The sequence below is a fragment of the Micromonospora sp. LHW51205 genome (assembly GCF_003315815.1).
Classification (GTDB): Bacteria; Actinomycetota; Actinomycetes; order Mycobacteriales; family Micromonosporaceae; genus Micromonospora; species Micromonospora chalcea.
Genome location: NZ_QMEZ01000005.1, coordinates 133,606 through 152,029, shown reverse-complemented (window position 1 = coordinate 152,029; position 18,424 = coordinate 133,606). Strand labels below are relative to the sequence as shown.

Genomic DNA, 18,424 nt, shown 5'->3' with positions numbered 1-18,424 from the left:
AGGTCCGCCGTACGCTGATGTCATGCCCCGGTACGAGTTCCGTTGCCGCGCCTGCGGCGACACCTTCGAGGTCAACCGCCCGATGGCCGAGGCCGCCCAGCCGGCCACCTGCCCGCGGGGTCACGCCGACACGGTGAAGCTGCTCTCCGCTGTCGCCGTCACCGGGCGTGGTGGTTCCGGCCCGACTGGTGGGATTCCCAGCGGTGGAGGTTGCTGCGGCGGCTCCTGCGGCTGCTGAGTTTCCGCCGCTCGTCCCGCGGGTCGAACCGGCTCTTGCCGCCCGTGTGATCTTTTGGCACCTTGGGTCGGAATCCGCCCAACCGTTCTCACGATGCGTGACGGCGCGATCATAGGGCAGCATGGATCCGACGTCAGCGGGCGGAGGTTCGACGTATGTCGCCAGAACACCACCTCCCGAGCGGGTGGGTGACCTTCGTGTTCACCGACATCGAAGGTTCGACCCGGCTGGCCCGGATGCTGGGCCCGGTCTACCGGCCGGTGCTGCACGAGCATCGCCGGCTGCTGCGGGACACCCTCGCCGGCACCGACGGGGCCGAGCTGCTGACCGAGGGCGACTCGTTCTTCCTCGCGTTCCCGGACGCCGCCGCCGCGGTGCACGCCTGCCTGACCGCGCAGCGCGCGCTCGCCGGTCACGACTGGCCCAACCCGGACGCCACGCCCCGGGTCCGGATGGGACTGCACACCGGCTACGCCGAGCCGCGCGACGGCGAGTACGCCAGCCCCGAGGTGCACCGGGCCGCCCGGGTGGCCGCCGCCGCGCACGGCGGGCAGGTGCTCTGCTCGGCCGCCACCGCCAAGCACGCCGAACCGCTGCCGGACGGTGTGTCCCTGCTCGACCTCGGCCTGCACCGGCTGCGTGGCTTCGACGACCGGGAGCGGCTGTTCCAGCTCGTCGCGCCCGGTCTGGAGCGGCGTTTCCCGCGCCCGCGTACCGCCGACGCGGCGGCTCACAACCTGCCCACCCAGGTCACCTCGTTCGTCGGCCGGCAGGCCGAGCGCGCCGAGCTGGGCCGGCTGGTCGAGGCGTACCGCCTGGTGACGGTGCTCGGCGCGGGCGGCGCCGGCAAGACCCGGCTGGCCGTGGAGCTGGCCTCCGGGATCGTGGAGGACTACCCGGACGGGGTCTGGTTCGTCGACATCGCCGCGGTGACCGACCCGGGGCTCGTGGCGTTCGAGATCGCCGCCGTGCTCGGCCTCCGCCCGGAGCCCGGCCGGCCGATGCTCGACACCCTCGTCGAGTACGCGGCGCCGCGCCGGATGCTCGTGCTGCTGGACACCTGCGACGCCCAGACCGCGGCGTCGGCCGAGGTGATCAGCCGGCTGCTGGCCGGTGGCCGGGGCGTACGGGTGCTGGCGACCAGCCGGGAGTCGTTCGGCGTACCCGGTGAGGTGGTGTGGCGGATCCCGCCGCTGTCGGTGGACGAGGGGCCCGACGGTGGCAGCGACGCGGTGGCGTTGCTGCTGGACCGCACGGCGGTGGCCCGGGGCGGGCGGGCGCCGGAGGCGGCCGAGCAGGCCGACCTGCACCGGGTGGTCCGCCGCCTGGACGGGCTGCCGCTGGCCATAGAGCTGGCCGCCGCCCGGCTGCGGGTGCTCTCCGCCGGGCAGCTGGCGGAGCGGCTGGACGACATGCTGGGCACGCTCGACGCGGGACGGGAGACGGCGGAGCCGCCGCCGGTGGAGGCGGGCTGGAGCGGCAACCAGCAGGACACCGTGGACCTGGTGGCCGCGGCGACCGGCGCCGCACCGCCCACGCCGGCGACCCGCGCGGTGCAGCGCTCGGCCAGTGAGCGGCACCTGACCATCCAGGCGACCGTCACCTGGTCGTACCGGACGCTCGGCGCGCGTTCGGCCCGGCTGCTGCGCTGGATGGCGGTGTTCGCCGGACCGGTGGACCTGCCCACCGTGCAGTGGCTGCTCGGCGAGGACCCGCTCGACCCGCTCTCGGTGCTCGTGGACAAGTCGATGGTGCTGGCCGAGCCGCACGCCTCGGGCAGCACGTACCGGATGCTCGACCCGATCCGGGCGTACGCGGCCCGGCGGCTGGTCGAGGCGGGCGAGGAGCAGAGCGCCCGGGACCGGCACGTGGATTGGTGCCGGCACGCGCTGGACCGGGCGTGCCTCGGGCCGGACGGCCGTCCGGTGACGCTCTCCCTGTACACGCTGGATCCGCTGGCCGGTGAGTTGCGGGCCGCGCTGCGCTGGTGCGCGACCGGCGGTAGCGCCCGGGCGGGGCTGCGCCTGGCCGGCGACCTGGACCAGTGGTGGCGGGAACGCGGGCTGGCCCGGGAGGGGCGGCTCTGGCTGTTCCGGCTCTACGGCCGGCTCGCCGAGACCGGCGAGGTGATGCCGGAGGCCGAGCTGGCCGCCGCGTACCACATGCATTCGCTGCACGCGGGCGCGGACGGCGAGTTCGGCGAGGAGCTGCGGTACTCGCAGCGGGCCGAGGCGGCCGCCCGGCAGTCCGGTGACCGGGGGCTGCTGGCCCGGGTGCTGGCCGGGCGCGCCGCGCCGCTCGTCGACATGGGCCAGTTCGCCGAGGCGGAGCGGGTCTGCCGCGAGGTGATCGACTGGGCGTACGCGCAGGACGTGGTCGGGGACGCGCTGCTCGCCGTCTACAACCTGGCCGAGCTGCTCTGGCGCCGGGGCGCGCTGGACGAGGCCGCCGAGGTGCTCGCCGCGGCCCGCCCGGTCGAGGCGTCGCGGCCGGCGGAGCGGGGCGGCCGTTCGGTGGACATGCTGCTCGGGATGGTGGCGCTGGCCCGGGGTGACCTGGTGGCGGCGCACGAGCACCTGCTGGTGGCGTTGCGGTCGCGGATGAGCCACGGCTACCTGGGCCGGGCCTGCGACACGATCAACGCGATAGCGGTGCGCTGCGCGCTGGCCGGGGACGCGCTCTCCGCGGCCCGGCTGTTCGGCGCGGCGCAGGCCACCCGGTCGAACCTGCGGGCCACGCCGGGGATATACGGCCCGTACTGGGCGGCCCGGCAGGCGGAGCTGCGCCGGGTGCTCGGCGACGAGGCGTTCGACGCCGCCTACGGCGCCGGGGCGGGGCTGCGGCTGGACGAGGTGGCGGCGCTGGCGCTGCACGTCGAGCATCCGGACCTGGCCGCCGACTCGCCCCGGTTCGGCGTTCCCGCGCAGGGCTCCTGGCCGGCGTTCCAGCCGCGCAGCACGGCGGGCTGAGGCGGGCGACCGTTCCGTACTGCGCCGGGGAGCCCGCCGTGCGGCGGACTCCCCGCGTGGTGCGTCAGGCGCGGGCGGCGGCGTGGCGTTCGGCGTCGGCCTTCATCCGGGCGGCGCGGTCGAGGTCGGCCGGGGACACGGCGGCGACCGAACCGAAGACGCTCACCGCCTGGTAGTACGTCCAGGCGAGGCTGTAGCAGGCGGGCCGGACCACCGCGTTGTACGTGGCGCAGACCCGCTTCAGGTCGGCGTAGAAGGCGTTGTCCAGGCGGGCCTTGTTGGCGGAGAAGACGCCCATCGCCTTGTGGTTGCGGTAGCCGAAGTCGTGCCGGTAGCAGGAGAGCTTGAAGTTGAAGCCGATCGGGTTGTCCGGGCTGGACGAGCAGTAGTCGGTGGACCAGTCGAAGCCGTACTCGGTCCAGGGGGACCGGTTCTGCCGGGCGCTGTTCCAGGCGTTGTAGCTGGACGCGCTGGTCTGCGTCCAGCTGGTCAGGACGGACAGCTTCTGCTGGGTGCTCACCGCGGCGGCGGCCGGTGTGGCCAGACCGAGCAGGGTGAGCAGGGCGAGTGCGCCGGCGGCGAGGGTGGTGGCGAGGCGACGGGACACGGGAACCTCCGCGTGGTGGTGGCCGGGATCTCCGGGTGTCGACAAGTGTCGATCAAAGGGGTGAGCTGGGGCGATGCCCCGGGGAACGGCTCGCTGACATCCGCCTGAACAGACGAATGCCCCCGGACCGGCGAGGCGGCCCGGGGGCATTCGGGGTGAATCAGCGGACGAAGCGCGGCGGGCTCGCCGGGCTCTCGTTCGCCAGCCGGTCCAGCGCGGTCACGTAGTAGGTGTACCGGGCGCCGTCGGCCGCCGTGGTGTCCACCCAGGACTGCACGGCGCCGTCGGTGGCCCGCACGGTGCCGACCAGGTGCGAGGCGTCGGCGAAGTCGCAGCGCCCGGCCAGGCCGTGCCCGTCGAACCGGTAGATCGCGTACGACGCGGCGGTGCCGAGCGGGCCCTTGCCGTCGGCCGGCTGACGCCAGCTCAGGCGTACCCCGTCCGCCTCCCGCTGGGCCTTGGTGACCACCGGGAACAGCAGCGGCTTGCGCGGCAGGTGCGTCATGGTGGGCACCAGCGCGGGGCGGGAGTAGTGCTCGGCGGCGTAGATGTCGGTGGCGCCGAGCCGGTTCGCCCGCACCTGCACCGCGGAGAAGTGCACGTTGCCGAGCACCTCCGGGTACGACCGGTTGAGCGTCAGGTGGTTCGACAGCTCCTGCGGGTTCATCCAGAACGACCCGTACGCCGGGTCACCGCTCTTGTAGTCGGCCTGGCCGATGTAGAGCTGCACCCGCGTGCCGCGCACCTGCTCGGCCCACCACGGCACGAGCCGGGCGTAGTCGGCGGCCGGGTACTGGCCGATGTACCAGTAGAGCTGCGGCACGATGTAGTCGATCCACTCCTCCTTCACCCACTTGCGGGAGTCGGCGGAGATGATGTCGTACGACTGCGAGCCGGTGGTGTCCGAGCCGTTCGGGTCGGCCGACGCGTTGCGCCAGATGCCGAACGGGCTGACGCCGAACTTCACCCACGGCTTGACCGCCTTGATCTTGGCGTTCATCTCCTGGATCAGCAGGTTGATGTTGTCCCGCCGCCAGTCGGCCTTGTCCGTGAAGCCCCTGTTGTACGCCGCGAACGTGGCGTCGTCGGGCACCTGGTGGGTGCCGCTCGGGTACGGGTAGAAGTAGTCGTCGAAGTGCACGCCGTCGATGTCGTACCGCTTGACCGCGTCCATCATCGCGGTCTGGACGAACTCGCGGACCTCGGGGACGCCGGGGTTGTAGTAGAGCCGGCTGCCGGCGACGCCGGCGGGCGGGTAGGCGAAGACCCAGTCGGGGTGCTGGCGGGCCGGGCTGTCCGGGGCCAGTTGCGACAGGTCGGCGCCGGCGCCGCCGGGCGCGGGCATGGAGACGCGGTACGGGTTGAACCAGGCGTGGAACTCCAGGTTCCGCTTGTGCGACTCGTCGACCAGGAAGGCCAGCGGGTCCCAGCCGGGGTTCTTGCCGCGTACGCCGGTCAGGTACTCCGACCACGGCTCGTACGGCGAGGGCCAGAACGCGTCGGCGGTCGGGCGGACCTGGACCACGACGGCGTTGTGGTTGAGCTTCTGGGCCAGGTCGAGCCAGGCCAGGTATTCGGCCTTCTGCTTGGCCACCTGGTCCGGCGCGGTCCAGGAGTCCTTTGTGGGCCAGTCGATGTTCGTCACCGAGGCGATCCACATGGCCCGGAACTGGCGCTTGGGGGTGGCCGGGTCGGTGACGCAGTCGGTGGAGGGGGAAGTGGCGGTGCTGGTGTCGTCGGGTGCGGCCTGCGCCGGCGTGCCGGCGACCAGCGCGCTGAGCAGCGCCGCGGCCAGCGCGGCGGCTCCGAGCCGAGTTGCCTTCATGCGGTGCGGTCCCTTCGTCGGGTCCGGGGGGACGATCGGCGGGCGGGGTTGCGGCAAGATTCGCCGCACTGCCCACGCCTCCGGTAGGAAACTTTCATCTATCCGTGCCCGGCGCAAGACCTTGACCGGTGATCGATGTCCCGCGCCGTCCGACCTCGGCCGGATCGTGACGATTCCGATACCTGCCGTGCGGGATTGGAGCGGAAAACGGCTGGGTAGCTAGCCCGGTCACAGACCGCCACCGTGGCGGCCACACGGCGGGGGAGGTGATCAGATGTCGGTCCTGCGAACCAAGCCGATCGGGGACGTGCTCGCCCAGGGCGACGCCGACGGCGAGGACGGCAAGCCGGGACTGCGGCGCCGGCTCGGCGCGGTCGACCTGATGGGCTTCGGCATCGGCATCGTGATCGGCACCGGCATCTTCACGCTCACCGGTGTCGAGGCGCGCAACAGCGCCGGGCCGGGCGTGGTGATCTCGTTCGGCATCGCCGGCCTGGTCGCGCTGCTCGCCGCGCTCTGCTACGCCGAACTGGCCAGCAGCGTGCCGACCGCCGGCAGCGCCTACACCTACGCGTACGCGACGATGGGCGAGATCGTCGCCTGGATCATCGGCTGGGACCTGCTGCTGGAGTTCGCGCTCGGCGCGGCGGTGGTGGCCCGCGGCTGGTCCGGCTACCTCGCCGACCTGTTCGGCCTGCCCAGCGCCTGGTTCGCCGAGGAGGGCAGCGTCGTCAACCTCGGCGCGATCGGCATCGTGCTGGTGCTCGGCGTGGTCGCCATCGTCGGCATCCGGGAGTCCGCCCGGGTCACCAACCTGCTGGTGCTGGTCAAGGTGGCGATCTGCGCCTTCGTGATCATCGCCGGGCTGTTCTTCGTCAAGGCGGCCAACCTCAGCCCGTTCATCCCGGCCGCCGAGCCGGCCGGCGCCGGGGACGACGGCATCAAGCAGCCGGTCACCCAGGTCATCTTCGGGCTGGAGCCCTCCGTCTTCGGTTTCGTCGGGGTGCTCACCGCCGCCGCAGTGGTGTTCTTCGCGTACACCGGGTTCGAGGCCGTGGCGAACCTGGGTGAGGAGACCCGCAAGCCCAAGCGGGACCTGCCGCTGGGTCTGCTCGGCACGCTGCTCATCTCCACGGTGCTCTACATCGGCGTCTCGCTGGTCGTGGTCGGCATGGTCAAGTACACCGAGATCGACGAGGGCGCGCCGATCGCGTCCGCGTTCCGGGCGGTCGGCGCCGGCTGGGCCGCGGTGCTCGTCTCCATCGCCGCCGTCGCCGGGCTCACCAGCGTGATCCTGGTCGACCTGGTGGCCATGGGCCGGATCGGCTTCGCCATCGCCCGGGACGGGCTCATCCCGCCCGCCATCGCCAAGGTGCACCCGCGCTGGGGTACCCCGTACCGGATCGCCGGGATCATGACCGTCGCGGTGGCGCTGCTCGCCGGTTTCCTTCCGCTGTCGGCGCTGGCCGACCTGGTCAGCATCGGCGCGCTCTGCGCGTTCACGCTGGTCGCGATCGCGGTGCCGATCCTGCGCAAGCGCCGGCCCGACCTGGAGCGGCCGTTCAAGGTGCCGTTCTCGCCGGTGCTGCCGATCCTCACCGCCGTGGCGTGCCTCTACCTGAGCCTGAACCTGTCGGTGGAGACCTGGCTGCGGTTCCTCGCCTGGATGCTGATCGGCGCGGTCATCTACTTCGGGTACGGCCACCGCAAGAACCGGCTCGCCCGGCGCGAGCACTCGGACACCCCCGAGCCCGCCCCCACCCCCTGAGGCGGGCACCGCGGAGCCCTCCCGACGCGCGGGTCGGGAGGGCTCCGCCCTGATCGACCGTGAATTTCTGCAACGTTGTAACTCTCCGTGTGAAGAGGTCGTCACGTCGTCGTGAGGCGGTACAGTGCGGCCAGCGTTCACCGGGAGGACAGTTCAGTGCGGCACAGGCTCAAGGACGTCGCGGAGCGGGCCGGAGTGTCGGTGAAGACCGTTTCCAACGTCGTCAACGGCTACCAGCACGTACGCGCCGACACCCGGGCCCGGGTCGAGGAGGCCATCGCCGCGCTCAACTACCGGCCCAACCTGTCGGCCCGCAACCTGCGCAAAGGGCGTACCGGGGTGATCGCCCTGGCCGTGCCCGAGCTCGACATCCCCTACTTCGCCGAGCTGGCCCGGCACGTCGTCACCGCCGCCGCCGACCACGACTGGACGGTGCTCATCCACCAGACCGGCGGCGGCTCCGAGCAGGAGCGCAAGGCCGCCAGCGGCATCGGCGACCACATGATCGACGGCCTGATCCTGAGCCCGCTCGCGCTCACCTCCGACGACCTCGCCGCCCTGCACGGCCTGCCCGTGGTGCTGCTCGGCGAACGGGTCGACAACGGCCCCGCCGACCACATCATGATCGACAACGTGGCCGCCGCCCGGGAGATCACCGCCCACCTGATCGGGCTCGGCCGCCGCCGGATCGCCGCGATCGGCTCCCAGCGCACCCCCGAGGGCGCCAGCGCCCGGCTCCGCCTGGCCGGCTACACCGCCGCGCTGGCCGAGGCCGGCATCGCGTACGACGACCGACTGGTGGCGCCCGCGCCGGCCTGGCACCGCGCGGACGGCGCCGCCGCCATGCGGCACCTGCTCGCCACCGGGGTACGCCCCGACGCCGTCTTCTGCTTCAACGACACGCTCGCGCTCGGCGCGCTGCGCGCCCTGCACGAGGCGGGCCTGCGCGTGCCCGAGGACGTCGCGGTGGCCGGCTTCGACGACATCGAGGACGGCCGCTTCTCGATCCCGACGCTGACCACAGTCGCCCCCGACAAGGAACGCATCGCCCGCCTGGCGGTCGAGCTCCTGGCCGGACGTCTCGGCCCCGACCGCGACTCCCCACCCCGCGAGCTGGTGACCCCTCACCACCTCGCCCTGCGAGAGTCCGCCCCCCTCTAGCCCCGCGTCTCAGCCGCGTCTCAGCCGCGTCCCGGCCGCGTCGATCATGAAGTTGGCGGCGATGTCGATCTCCTTGAGTGCCGCCAACTTCATGATCGACGGGGTGGGTCCGGGTCCGGGGTGGGTCCGGGTCCGGGTGGGGCCGGGGTGGGGTCCGGCTCGGCCGGGGTCAGTCGAAGAAGCGGGCCAGGTGGGATGCGGGTGGGGGCGGCGCGTCCGGGGGCAGGGGAGTGAGGTCGGCGAAGACCGACGCGCCGTCGCAGCCGACGTGCAGCGGATACCAGCGCGGCGTACCCGGCGGGCGCTGACCGCAGATACCCTTGAACGTCTGCACGTCCAGCAGGCGTACGTGGGTCGGGTCGGCCACCGCGTTGACGTGCCGCCACCAGGGGCTCATCACGTGGAGCACACCGCCGGGCCGCAGCACCCGGTGGCACTCGTCGAACAGCGGCAGGAAGTCGATCAGGTGCTCGACGATGTGCACCGCGAAGAACACGTCCACCGAGTCGTCGCGCAGCGGCAGCGAGCCGGCGAGATTGGCGACCGCGTTCACCCCCGGCGCCGGATAGATGTCCAGCCCCAGGTTGCCCGGCCACTGCTTGGTCGCGCCGCAGCCCAGGTCGACCACCACCGGCGCCCGCCCGCCCACGGCGACCCGGCACCAGACCCCGAGTACGCCCGACAGCCGGCCGATCAACTCCCGTACCAGCCGCAACTGCGCCGGGTCGGCGACCGCGCCGGTCAGGTGCGCCACCCCCCGGTCGAAGCGCACCTCGACGGTCGTCCCGCGTAGCCGCTCGTCGTGCCGGACCAGGTCGGCCCACGCCTCGGCGAGAAACTCGTCGGTCTGCCGGAGTCGCTCACCCGAGAGCGCGGTCTGCCCCATCGCCACCATGCGCCACCTCCGGCGGCCCGTTACCCCCATTTCACCCCAATATGCCCCGACCCGTCCGCCGTCCTCCTCCACTCCGTCCCGCCGTCCGCCCCGCCCCACCCGTTGATCAAGGAGTTTGTGTCACCAGAAGACGCCCGCGAGGACACAAACTCCTTGATCACCGGGGCGCGCCCGAGATCTTGGAAGATTTCGGCCGTCATGGGGGCACTTTCCTTCCAAGATCTCCCGCGACTCGGGGATCAAGGAGTTCGTGCTGGCGTCGGCGTGGATGGACCCGAACTCCTCGATCGCGAGAGGCCACCCCCCCACCCCGTTGATCAAGGAGTTTGTGTCCTATTTCGAGGGCGACGTCCACACGAACTCCTTGATCACCGCCGGTTTCGGGGCGGGGGTGCACGCTCCGACGGGAGGCTTGGGGCGGGCGCTGTCGATCATGGAGTTGTGGCCCGGGCCAAGCTCGCAAAAGGGGCAGACGGGAGGCCGCAACTGCAAGATCGACGCGCTGAGGGGAGGGAGGGGCGGGGAGGGAGGGAGGGAGGAGGGTCAGGGGGAGAGGGTTCGGCGGATGGTGCGGGAGCTGCGCATCCGCTGGCGCGGCTGGGCGGCCGCTGCCTTCGGGCGCTTGAGGTGGTAGCGGTGCAGCTCGTTGTTGCCGGGCAGCGACGGGTCCTCGCTCATCGCGACCAGTTCCCAGCCCTGGTCACCGGCCCGGTTCAGGTGGGCCAGCGCGGTGTCGCCGTACGGTGTCACGTCGATCATGGAGCCGTCCGGGCCGTACCAGATGAAGACGACCTCGAACCCGAGGTCGGTCGACGCGGGTTGACGACGACGGACCAGCAGCGCGTACTCCCACTTGAGCATGCGCTCATTGTGGACCCGCGCGCGCCGGTCGGCATGGATCAGTGTTCGGCGATCCGTCCGTCCGCCACGCGCAGCCGCCGGTTGACGCTCACCGCGTCGAGCATCCGCCGGTCGTGGGTCACCAGCAGCAGCGTGCCCGGGTAGCTCGCCAGCGCCGACTCCAGCTGCTCGATCGCGGCCAGGTCGAGGTGGTTGGTCGGCTCGTCGAGCACCAGCAGGTTCACGCCGCGCCCCTGCAGCAGCGCCAGCGCGGCCCGGGTCCGCTCGCCGGGGGACAGCGTCGCCGCCGGCCGCAGCACGTGGTCGGCGCGCAGCCCGAACTTCGCCAGCAGCGTCCGCACGTCCGCCGGGGCGAGATCGGGTACGGCGGCGCCGAACGCGTCGAGCAGCGGCTGGTCGCCGAGGAACAGTCCCCGGGCCTGGTCGACCTCGCCGACCACCACGCCGGGGCCGAGCGCGGCGTGCCCCTCGTCCAGTGGCAGCCGGCCGAGCAGCGCGGCGAGCAGGGTGCTCTTGCCGGAGCCGTTCGCCCCGGTGATCGCCACCCGGTCGGCCCAGTCGATCTGCAGGTCCACCGGGCCGAGCGTGAAGCCGCCACGGCGTACCACTGCTCCTCGGAGCGAGGCCACGACGGCGCCGGCGCGGGGCGCGGCGGCGATCTCCATCCGCAGCTCCCACTCCTTGCGCGGCTCCTCGACCACCTCCAGCCGCTCGATCAGCCGGGCCGTCTGCTTGGCCTTCGCGGCCTGCTTCTCGGTCGACTCGGTGCGGAACTTGCGGCCGATCTTGTCGTTGTCGGTGGCCTTGCGGCGGGCGTTCTTGACGCCCTTCTCCATCCACGCCCGCTGGGTGCGGGCGCGCGCCTCCAGGCCGGCCTTCGTGTCGGCGTACTCCTCGTACTCCTCGCGGGCGTGCCGGCGCGCCACCTCCCGCTCCTCCAGATAGGCCGCGTAGCCACCGCCGAAGTGGTTGACCTGCCGCTGATGCAGGTCCAGCTCGACGATCCGGGTGACGGTGCGGGTGAGGAACTCGCGGTCGTGGCTGACCACCACGGTCCCGGCGCGCAGCCCGGTGACGAAGCGTTCCAGCCGGTCCAGCCCGGCCAGGTCGAGGTCGTTCGTGGGCTCGTCGAGCAGGAAGACGTCGTACCGGCTGAGCAGCAGCGACGCGAGCCCGGCGCGGGCGGCCTGCCCGCCGGACAGGCCGGTCATCGGATGGTCGAGGCCGACGTCGAGACCCAGCTCCGCGGCCACCTGCGCGGCCCGCTCGTCCAGGTCCGCGCCGCCGAGGTCGAGCCAGCGTTCCAGAGCATTCGCGTACGCGTCGTCGGCGCCCGCCGCCCCGGCGGTGAGCGCCTCGGTGGCGGCATCGAGCGCGGCCTGCGCGGCGCTGACCCCGGTGCGCCGGGCCAGGAACTCGCGGACCGTCTCGCCCGGCCGGCGCTCCGGCTCCTGCGGCAGGTAGCCGACCGTCGCCGTGGGCGGGCTGAGCGAGACCGTGCCCTGCTCGCGTGGGACCAGCCCGGCGAGGGTACGCAGCAGCGTGGACTTGCCCGCGCCGTTGACCCCGACCAGACCCACCACGTCGCCGGGCGCGACGACCAGGTCGAGGTCTTCGAAGAGGATGCGGTCACCGTGGCCGGCGGTGAGGTCCTTGGCGATCAACGTGGCGCTCATCAGGGCACCGAGCCTACCGGCGCGCGCATCCGGATTACCGCGACCCGCGCTCGCGGCGGCACCGATCTGAGGGAGACTCACAGCCGTGGTGACCACACTGGCGATCGACTGCGGTGGCGGCGGGATCAAGGCCTCCGTGCTGGATGCCGCCGGGACCATGCGCGCGCGGCCGTTGCGCGTGCCCACGCCGTACCCGCTGCCGCCTGGCTTGTTCGTCAAGACGCTGCTGGATCTCGGCGCCCGCCTGCCCACGGCGGACCGGCTCACCGTCGGCATGCCCGGCATGATCCGGCACGGCGTCGTGGTGGCCACGCCGCACTATGTGACGCGGTCCGGGCCGCGCAGCCGCGTCGACCCGGACCTGCTGGCCGAGTGGTCCGGGTACGACGCGCGCACCGCGCTGGCCGAGGCGTTCGGCGTGCCGGCGCTGGTGTTGAACGACGCCGAGGTGCACGGCGCGGGCGTGGTCGCCGGGACCGGCTGCGAGCTGGTGCTGACGCTCGGTACCGGGCTCGGCAGCGCGCTCTTCGACGGCGGGGTGCTGGCGCCGCACCTGGAGCTGTCGCACGCGCCGGTGCGGTGGAACACGACCTATGACACGTACGTGGGGGAGCCGGAACGGCGGCGCCTCGGCGACGCGTTCTGGTCCCGGCGGATCCGGCAGGTGGTGGACGGCCTGCGGCCGGTGTTCCGCTGGGACCGGCTGTACCTCGGCGGCGGCAACTCCCGGCTGATCCGGCCCGAGCAGGTGGCCCGGATGGGCGACGACGTGGTGATCGTCCCGAACACCGCCGGAATCGTGGGCGGTGTCCGGGCCTGGGACCTGGTCGGCGGCCGGTACGACCCCACAACCTGATCTTTCGCCCCGCAGGAACACTCGCGCTCCCGCCGGTGTTGTGCCAGCGTCGGACCAAGGCCTGGCGCGACACGAGGAGGTGGGTCGAGTGGATCTTCTGGCGGAGTACCGGCGGGCGACCATGTTCTTCGAAGCGGGTGACCCGACCGGAGCGGCCCGGCTGCTCGAACCGATCATCGAGGCCGAGCCGGACAACTCGTCGGTCCGGCAGCTGCTGGCCCGCGCCTACTTCCAGTCGGCCCAGCTCAACCGGGCCGAGGAGCAGTTGCGCGAGCTGGTCGACCGGGACCCGAGCGACCACTACGCGCACCACGTGCTCGGCCGCACGCTGGAGCGAATGAACCGGCCCGTGGACGCGCTGCGGCACCTGCGCATCGCGGCCGCGATGTACTCGACGAACACCGACTACGCCACCGCGCTGCGCCGGGTGGAGGGCAAGGTCGGCCGTTGACTGATCACGCGGAAGGGCAGCCCGCTCGGGCTGCCCTTCCGCGTACCTAGGATGGGACCGTGAAGCTCAAGCTCGACCTCCACGACATCTACAACAAGGGCCACGACATCGATCGTGCACTACGCGGGATCATCGACGAGGCGGTGGCGAAGAAGGCCACGCTCGTGGAGATCATCCCGGGTAAGGGGTCGGGCGCGCTGAAGAAGAAGGTGCTGCGGTTCCTCGACCAGAAGGACGTGAAGCAGCTCTACCACCGGGTCGAAAAGGACTCGAAGAACTTCGGCCGCTTGTTCGTGCATTTCCGCTGGAAGTAGAACCGGCATGCCCCCTGACCTGCGTCCTGGGTCGTTCAGAGGGGGCCGAAAGCAAGATCATGCCGTTTCCGGGTGCTCCGGCACGTACCGCCGTCCGTGTCAGAACTTGGGGTTTATGTAGCTACCCCAGGTCCAATTCTGGTCTTCATCGCTCATGCCGCGGATATCAATATCGAGCGGTTCGAGGTGGGCCGCCGGAAGGGGGTCCGAGTCTACGATAACTTGCAGGGAGCCGGTGAGAGTGTAGTATCCGGAACGCGGATCAATGCACTCTTTCCAGTTGTAGTTCGCGGCAGTGAGATAGATGCTTCTTTCCTGATAGCCTTCCTGGTTGAGCATGACGTGACCCCACGAGTAGGTACCCGAGGCGAGCTGGATCTGCCTGGATATGCACGCAGTGGCCATGCCCTCCGCCGGGATCCGCGCAAGCTTCGTCGACTTGGTCAGGTAAGCGGTTGCGGCGGCATTCGCAGGAGACGCGACTCCAACCAGACCTGCGGCTATGAGAATCGACGCAACAGCGGACCGCAATTTAATCAGACGCAAGGAATCCCCCGATAGTTGGGCCACACACCTTCCGTGAGCGGCCGGTGCCCGTTGCTCGTAGCAAGCTATCGAGGAAGATGAGCGGGCGCAAGGGCATGATGTCTGTCACGAAGCGCTACCGCTCGTAAGCATTTCCTGGTTGTTGCGCTCAGGCACTCCTGGATGGCTAATGGCGCAGTCGGGGGAGAGTGCCGTTCAACATCAGGCCGTTTACCGGCCGCCCCATCGCTGTCAGCACGATCGGGCGCGGCTTGCTCTAACTTGATCCACTCCAGTACGCCGAAGTGGCGGTATCCCGGCGCGGGGATACCGCCACTTCGGCGAGGTGGTGCAAGTAAGTGGCGGTCAGAGCGGGTACGTGCGCGCCACCGCCAGCATCTCCGAGCTGTGCGAGCCGACCACGCCCACACCCTCCGGCCGCTCCCGGAACCCGGGCACCCCGGAGAGCCCGTCACTGGCGTCCATCGCGCGCACCGAAACGGCCCCGGCGCCGGGCACGAGCGTCAGCGTCACCTCGACACCCTCCGGCGGTGGGGCGTGGAACACGATCCCGAACCCCCACCTGCCGTCGCCCGGCTCGACCGGCACGTCCCGCCCGGCCACCGAGGCGGACCGCACGGTGGCGGTGCTGGTGTCGACGTGCAGCGTGAGCAGGCGTACCTGCCGCTGCGGCGTCACGCGCAGGCGCAGCACGCGCTGGTCACCGGTGCGGGTGTCGGAGAGCAGGTCCAGCTTCGGGGCGGGCAGGGGCGCCGCGGCGGCCGGTCCGGCGCGCATCTCACCGTTGCCCAGCCCGGGGAAGTCGTCGGCCACCGCGATGCTCCGGTCGACGTAGCCGTCGGTCCAGGGCTGCGGCTTCTCCTCGCGCGTGAGCCAAGCCGCCTTCCCGGTGCCCGCGTCCAGCGCGTACATCAGGTGGGTCGGCACGGGATGCGCGGCGTCGAAGCGGTCCACGGCGAGGCCGACCCCGGCGAGCACCACCGCCGCCAGCGCGGCGGCCGCGGCGGGCAGCGCGCCGAGCCGGCGTGCGCGCAGCGCGAGCAGGCCGCGCTGGCCGCTGGCCCGGGGGTGCAGCAGGTCCACCACCGGGAGTACGGCGAGGCCGAGCAGCACCGCGACGAGCGCGGCTACCGCGCCCATGCCCATGCCGAGCGCCGGGAACAGCAGCACCACCGGCGGCAGCAGGATCACCACCGCCACCGCGGCGGCGAGTGTCACCGCGACCACCGGCCACGGTCCGTCGCGCCGGGTGGCGAGCGCGGCGAAACCGGCGAGCGCGCCGGCCAGGGCGGGCAGTGTCGTCAGGTACGCCCCACCGGGCACCGCCACCGCCAGCAGCACGCCGAACACGGCGAGCCAGGCCAGCCCGCCGAACGCCAGCGCGGCCGGGCCGACCCGTCGGCGCAGCAGCGCGTACCAGCAGAACAGCACCGCGGCGGAGAGCGCCACCACGGCGAGCCGATACCAGACCGGGCGGTACGGGTCGAGCAGCTCGGCGTACCCGGGGCGGATCGTGGTGATCGCGGCCCAGAGCAGCCACGCGCCGAGCGGCGCCACGACGACCGGCAGCAGGGTGAGGCCGAAGCCGGCGGCGAGCGTGCCGGCGGTGGCGCGGCCCCGGCGGCGCAGGAGCCAGCCGAGCGCGCCGACGGCGAGCAGCGCGGCGACGGCGAGCGGCAGTGTCAGCCAGCCGGGGTAGCTCACCAGGCCGCCGAGCACCGGGAAGTAGGTGTCGTCGTGGCCGGCGCGCAGGTCGCCCAGGTCGGTGCGGCCGAATTCGCGGGCCAGGCCGAGCGCGTTGTCGCCGTGCATCTGGAGGCTGCCCCGGTCCACCCGGGCCGGCACGTCCAGCGGGGTGTGGTAGATCGCGCCGCCGTCGATGTACGCCGAGTTCAGGCCCACGAATTTGCGGTCGAGGAACGCGGTGAAGTCGGTGTCGTTCGGCAGCGCGCGGTAGATCTCCACCGCGAACGAGGTGCCCACCGGGTGCGGCGCGGCCTTGCCGAACACCTCGACCAGCTTCGCGTTGTTCCGGGACGTCTCGAACATGATCACCGGGCCGGTGGAGCCGCGCGCCTCCAGGTTGAGCACCACCCCGCCGTCACGGGCGAGCGGGTGGTCGCCGGCGAACCCGGCGGCCCCGCACAGGCACGCCTCCTCCGCGTCGGTGAGCACGAAGACGATGTCGTTGCGGGGGCGCGGGCCGGTGGTGAGCGCCCGTGCCACCTCCAGGATCGTGGCGGTGCCGGCGGCGTCGTCGTTGCCGCCCGGCCCGGTCTGCACCGAGTCGTAGTGGGAGACCAGGAACACCTTCCCGGTCGGGTCGGTGCCGGGGAGCCGGGCCACCACGTTGCGGACCCGGGCCAGCGTGGCCCCGCCGGCCGCGCCGGACAGCTGCCCGGCCTCGGGCGCGACCGCGTCCTGCACCTCGGTCTGCAGGCCCAGCCCGCGCAGCGTCGCCACCAGGTGCTCGCGTACCCGGTCGTTCGCGGCGCTGCCCGCCACGTGCGGCTCGGCGGCGATCACCTCGACGTTCCGGTACGCCCGGGCGGCGCTGAATTCGCGCTCGGGCGCGTCCGCCGGGGCCGGCGCCGGGGTGGAGAGGCCGACCAGGACGCCCGCCCCGACGGCGAGCAGCGCGATCAGCGCGGCGACGGCGCTGGTCAGCCGGCGGCGGGGCTTGGTGAGCGCCCGGTCGGCGGGACGGGTGGGGGGTGCGCCCACGGGGACTCCTCGGGGTGGATCAACGGGGTGGGCATCATCCTGCACCCCCGGGGGCTGCGGCGGCAGTCCTCGGACGGTGCGCTGCGGGCGTGACAGCGCTCCCGGCGTAACATCGTCTGTCGACCGTGCCGCTGTGGAGGTGGACCGGTCACCCGCTCCGCCGCGCCGGTGTCGGCCGCGTTGTGTATGACTGTGGTCTGAGTCAGGATCAGCAGGGCATTCGGAAGGAGCCCGACATCACCAGCGAACTCCCGCGACTCGCGGCGGTTACCCGACCGCAGCGGGGTTCCGGCGCGTCGGGCGCCGTCCACGTGCCGTCGGCCGGGGCGGGGCTGCACGGCGGCGTACCGCCGGGCGAGCGGCTACGGGTGCTGCTGGTCGAGGACGACGAGGGCGACGCCTTCCTGGTCGGCGAGCTGCTCGCCGAGACCAACTCGATGATCGACCTGCTGGTGGCGACCAGTCTCAGCGAGGCCCGGCAGCGGGTGATGGGCGTGGACTGCGTCCTGCTCGACCTGGGCCTGCCGGACGCGCAGGGCCTGGACGGGCTGCGCCGGGTGCTGGAGATGGCCAGCGGCGCGGCGGTCTGCGTGCTGACCGGCCGGTCCGACGAGCACCTGGGCATCGTCGCGGTCGCCGAGGGCGCGCAGGACTACCTGGTCAAGGGCCAGGTCGACGGGGTCCTGCTGACCCGGGCGCTGCGGTACGCGGTGGAGCGCAAGCGGGCCGACGAGAACGCCCGCCGGCTGCGTGAGGTGGAGCTGCGCCAGGCCGAGTCCGCCCGCCTGGAGCGCGGCCTGCTGCCGCAGCCGTTGATGACCACCGACGAGGTGTCGGTGCACACGTTCTACCGGCCCGGCCGGCACGCCGCGCTGATCGGCGGCGACTTCTACGACGTGGTGCAGACCCGGCCGGACCGGATCGACCTGATCGTCGGCGACGTCTGCGGGCACGGCGTGGACGAGGCGGCGCTCGGCGTCGAGCTGCGCGTGGCCTGGCGGGCGCTGGTGCTGGCCGGGGTGCCGGACGACGAGGTGCTGCCCGCGCTGGAGCAGGTGCTGATGAGCGAGCGCCGCCTCCAGGAGATCTTCGCGACGGTGGCCACCACCCGGCTCGACCTGGCGTCGGCGCGGGCCACCGTACGCCTCGCCGGTCACCCGCCGCCGCTGCTGCTCAGCGGCGGCACTGTCGCGCCGGTGCCGGCCAGGGGCGGGCTGCTGCTGGGCGTACGGCCGCGCCGCCCGATCGCCTTCGACCTGGAGTTCGACACCGACGACTGGTCCCTGCTGATGTACACCGACGGCCTCATCGAGGGCCGGGTGGACGGCGGTGACGAACGGCTCGACGTGCCCGGTCTGACCGATCTGCTCGCCGACCCGGCCAACCGGGCGGTGCCGCTGTCCGAGCTGCCCGCCTGGCTGGTGGGGCGCGCCGAGCAGATAAACGGCGGCCCGCTGGCCGACGACGTGGCGATGTTGCTGGTCACGCGGGGCAGCGGCCGGTGAGCGCGAGCGCGAAGGGCGACGGGGAGGA

At 72.4% G+C, this 18,424-nt stretch carries 15 protein-coding genes; 8 read left to right on the top strand and 7 right to left on the bottom strand.

Going from position 1 to position 18,424, the window contains the following annotated elements; translation table 11 throughout:
- Positions 1-22 precede the first annotated feature (22 nt).
- Positions 23-238 (top strand): zinc ribbon domain-containing protein, encoded by a 216-nt coding sequence (locus tag DQE82_RS20150; RefSeq protein ID WP_043328103.1) that lies wholly within the window; start codon positions 23-25, stop codon positions 236-238.
- 155 nt (positions 239-393) lie between these two features.
- Complete coding sequence (locus tag DQE82_RS20145) at positions 394-3,207, top strand: adenylate/guanylate cyclase domain-containing protein (RefSeq protein WP_113973491.1); 2,814 nt, start codon at positions 394-396, stop codon at positions 3,205-3,207.
- Between the two features lie 64 nt (positions 3,208-3,271).
- Here DQE82_RS20145 and DQE82_RS20140 read toward each other — a convergent pair whose 3' ends face one another.
- Together DQE82_RS20140 and DQE82_RS20135 are read right to left on the bottom strand one after the other, a co-directional pair.
- Positions 3,272-3,814 carry a phospholipase gene (locus tag DQE82_RS20140; RefSeq protein WP_064446667.1) on the bottom strand — a complete coding sequence of 181 codons (543 nt, stop codon included), beginning with the start codon at positions 3,812-3,814 and terminating at the stop codon, positions 3,272-3,274.
- Between the two features lie 160 nt (positions 3,815-3,974).
- Positions 3,975-5,639 (bottom strand): glycoside hydrolase family 10 protein, encoded by a 1,665-nt coding sequence (locus DQE82_RS20135; protein WP_113973490.1) that lies wholly within the window; start codon positions 5,637-5,639, stop codon positions 3,975-3,977.
- Positions 5,640-5,913: 274 nt separating this feature from the next.
- Here DQE82_RS20135 and DQE82_RS20130 point away from each other — a divergent pair, with 274 nt between their 5' ends.
- Both DQE82_RS20130 and DQE82_RS20125 read left to right on the top strand, forming a co-directional pair.
- On the top strand, positions 5,914-7,407 hold the full coding sequence (locus DQE82_RS20130; protein WP_043328110.1) for an amino acid permease: 1,494 nt from the start codon (positions 5,914-5,916) through the stop codon (positions 7,405-7,407).
- A 156-nt stretch (positions 7,408-7,563) separates the two neighbouring features.
- Positions 7,564-8,568 (top strand): LacI family DNA-binding transcriptional regulator, encoded by a 1,005-nt coding sequence (locus tag DQE82_RS20125; RefSeq protein WP_113973489.1) that lies wholly within the window; start codon positions 7,564-7,566, stop codon positions 8,566-8,568.
- Positions 8,569-8,737: 169 nt separating this feature from the next.
- On the opposite strand, the gene DQE82_RS20120 is transcribed toward DQE82_RS20125, so the two are convergent.
- The 3 genes from DQE82_RS20120 to DQE82_RS20105 form a co-directional block, all read right to left on the bottom strand.
- Positions 8,738-9,463, bottom strand: a complete 726-nt coding sequence (locus DQE82_RS20120) for a methyltransferase domain-containing protein (protein WP_113973488.1) — start codon at positions 9,461-9,463, stop codon at positions 8,738-8,740.
- 543 nt (positions 9,464-10,006) lie between these two features.
- A complete protein-coding gene (locus tag DQE82_RS20110) occupies positions 10,007-10,324 on the bottom strand; it encodes a hypothetical protein (RefSeq protein ID WP_043328117.1) in 318 nt (105 codons plus the stop codon).
- A gap of 38 nt (positions 10,325-10,362) precedes the next feature.
- Positions 10,363-12,000, bottom strand: coding sequence for an ABC-F family ATP-binding cassette domain-containing protein (locus tag DQE82_RS20105; RefSeq protein WP_113973486.1), 1,638 nt, complete (start codon positions 11,998-12,000; stop codon positions 10,363-10,365).
- An 85-nt stretch (positions 12,001-12,085) separates the two neighbouring features.
- Between DQE82_RS20105 and DQE82_RS20100 the strand changes: the two genes are divergently transcribed.
- The 3 genes from DQE82_RS20100 to DQE82_RS20090 all read left to right on the top strand — a co-directional run bounded on the left by DQE82_RS20100 (position 12,086) and on the right by DQE82_RS20090 (position 13,621).
- Positions 12,086-12,856: an ROK family protein gene (locus DQE82_RS20100; RefSeq protein ID WP_064446662.1), complete on the top strand. Its 771-nt coding sequence runs from the start codon at positions 12,086-12,088 to the stop codon at positions 12,854-12,856.
- Between the two features lie 88 nt (positions 12,857-12,944).
- Entirely contained in the window at positions 12,945-13,307 is a 363-nt protein-coding gene (locus DQE82_RS20095; protein ID WP_018787684.1) for a M48 family metallopeptidase, read from the top strand.
- Positions 13,308-13,366: 59 nt separating this feature from the next.
- A complete protein-coding gene (locus tag DQE82_RS20090; protein WP_064446661.1) occupies positions 13,367-13,621 on the top strand; it encodes a Smr/MutS family protein in 255 nt (84 codons plus the stop codon).
- A 99-nt stretch (positions 13,622-13,720) separates the two neighbouring features.
- On the opposite strand, the gene DQE82_RS20085 is transcribed toward DQE82_RS20090, so the two are convergent.
- Positions 13,721-13,960, bottom strand: coding sequence for a hypothetical protein (locus DQE82_RS20085; RefSeq protein ID WP_147265155.1), 240 nt, complete (start codon positions 13,958-13,960; stop codon positions 13,721-13,723).
- Positions 13,961-14,512: 552 nt separating this feature from the next.
- Positions 14,513-16,891 carry a M28 family peptidase gene (locus tag DQE82_RS20080; protein ID WP_113973485.1) on the bottom strand — a complete coding sequence of 793 codons (2,379 nt, stop codon included), beginning with the start codon at positions 16,889-16,891 and terminating at the stop codon, positions 14,513-14,515.
- 311 nt (positions 16,892-17,202) lie between these two features.
- Between DQE82_RS20080 and DQE82_RS20075 the strand changes: the two genes are divergently transcribed.
- Entirely contained in the window at positions 17,203-18,396 is a 1,194-nt protein-coding gene (locus tag DQE82_RS20075) for a PP2C family protein-serine/threonine phosphatase (RefSeq protein ID WP_064446658.1), read from the top strand.
- The last annotated feature ends 28 nt before the right edge of the window (positions 18,397-18,424 follow it).

Bases quoted from the DNA above. Each gene is read 5' to 3' on its own strand.
- DQE82_RS20150 (WP_043328103.1), top strand. From the start codon at position 23: ATGCCCCGGTACGAGTTCCGTTGCCGCGCCTGCGGCGACACCTTCGAG.
- DQE82_RS20145 (WP_113973491.1), top strand. From the start codon at position 394: ATGTCGCCAGAACACCACCTCCCGAGCGGGTGGGTGACCTTCGTGTTC.
- DQE82_RS20135 (WP_113973490.1), bottom strand. From the start codon at position 5,639: ATGAAGGCAACTCGGCTCGGAGCCGCCGCGCTGGCCGCGGCGCTGCTC.
- DQE82_RS20130 (WP_043328110.1), top strand. From the start codon at position 5,914: ATGTCGGTCCTGCGAACCAAGCCGATCGGGGACGTGCTCGCCCAGGGC.
- DQE82_RS20120 (WP_113973488.1), bottom strand. From the start codon at position 9,463: ATGGTGGCGATGGGGCAGACCGCGCTCTCGGGTGAGCGACTCCGGCAG.
- DQE82_RS20110 (WP_043328117.1), bottom strand. From the start codon at position 10,324: ATGCTCAAGTGGGAGTACGCGCTGCTGGTCCGTCGTCGTCAACCCGCG.
- DQE82_RS20105 (WP_113973486.1), bottom strand. From the start codon at position 12,000: ATGAGCGCCACGTTGATCGCCAAGGACCTCACCGCCGGCCACGGTGAC.
- DQE82_RS20085 (WP_147265155.1), bottom strand. From the start codon at position 13,960: ATGCTCAACCAGGAAGGCTATCAGGAAAGAAGCATCTATCTCACTGCC.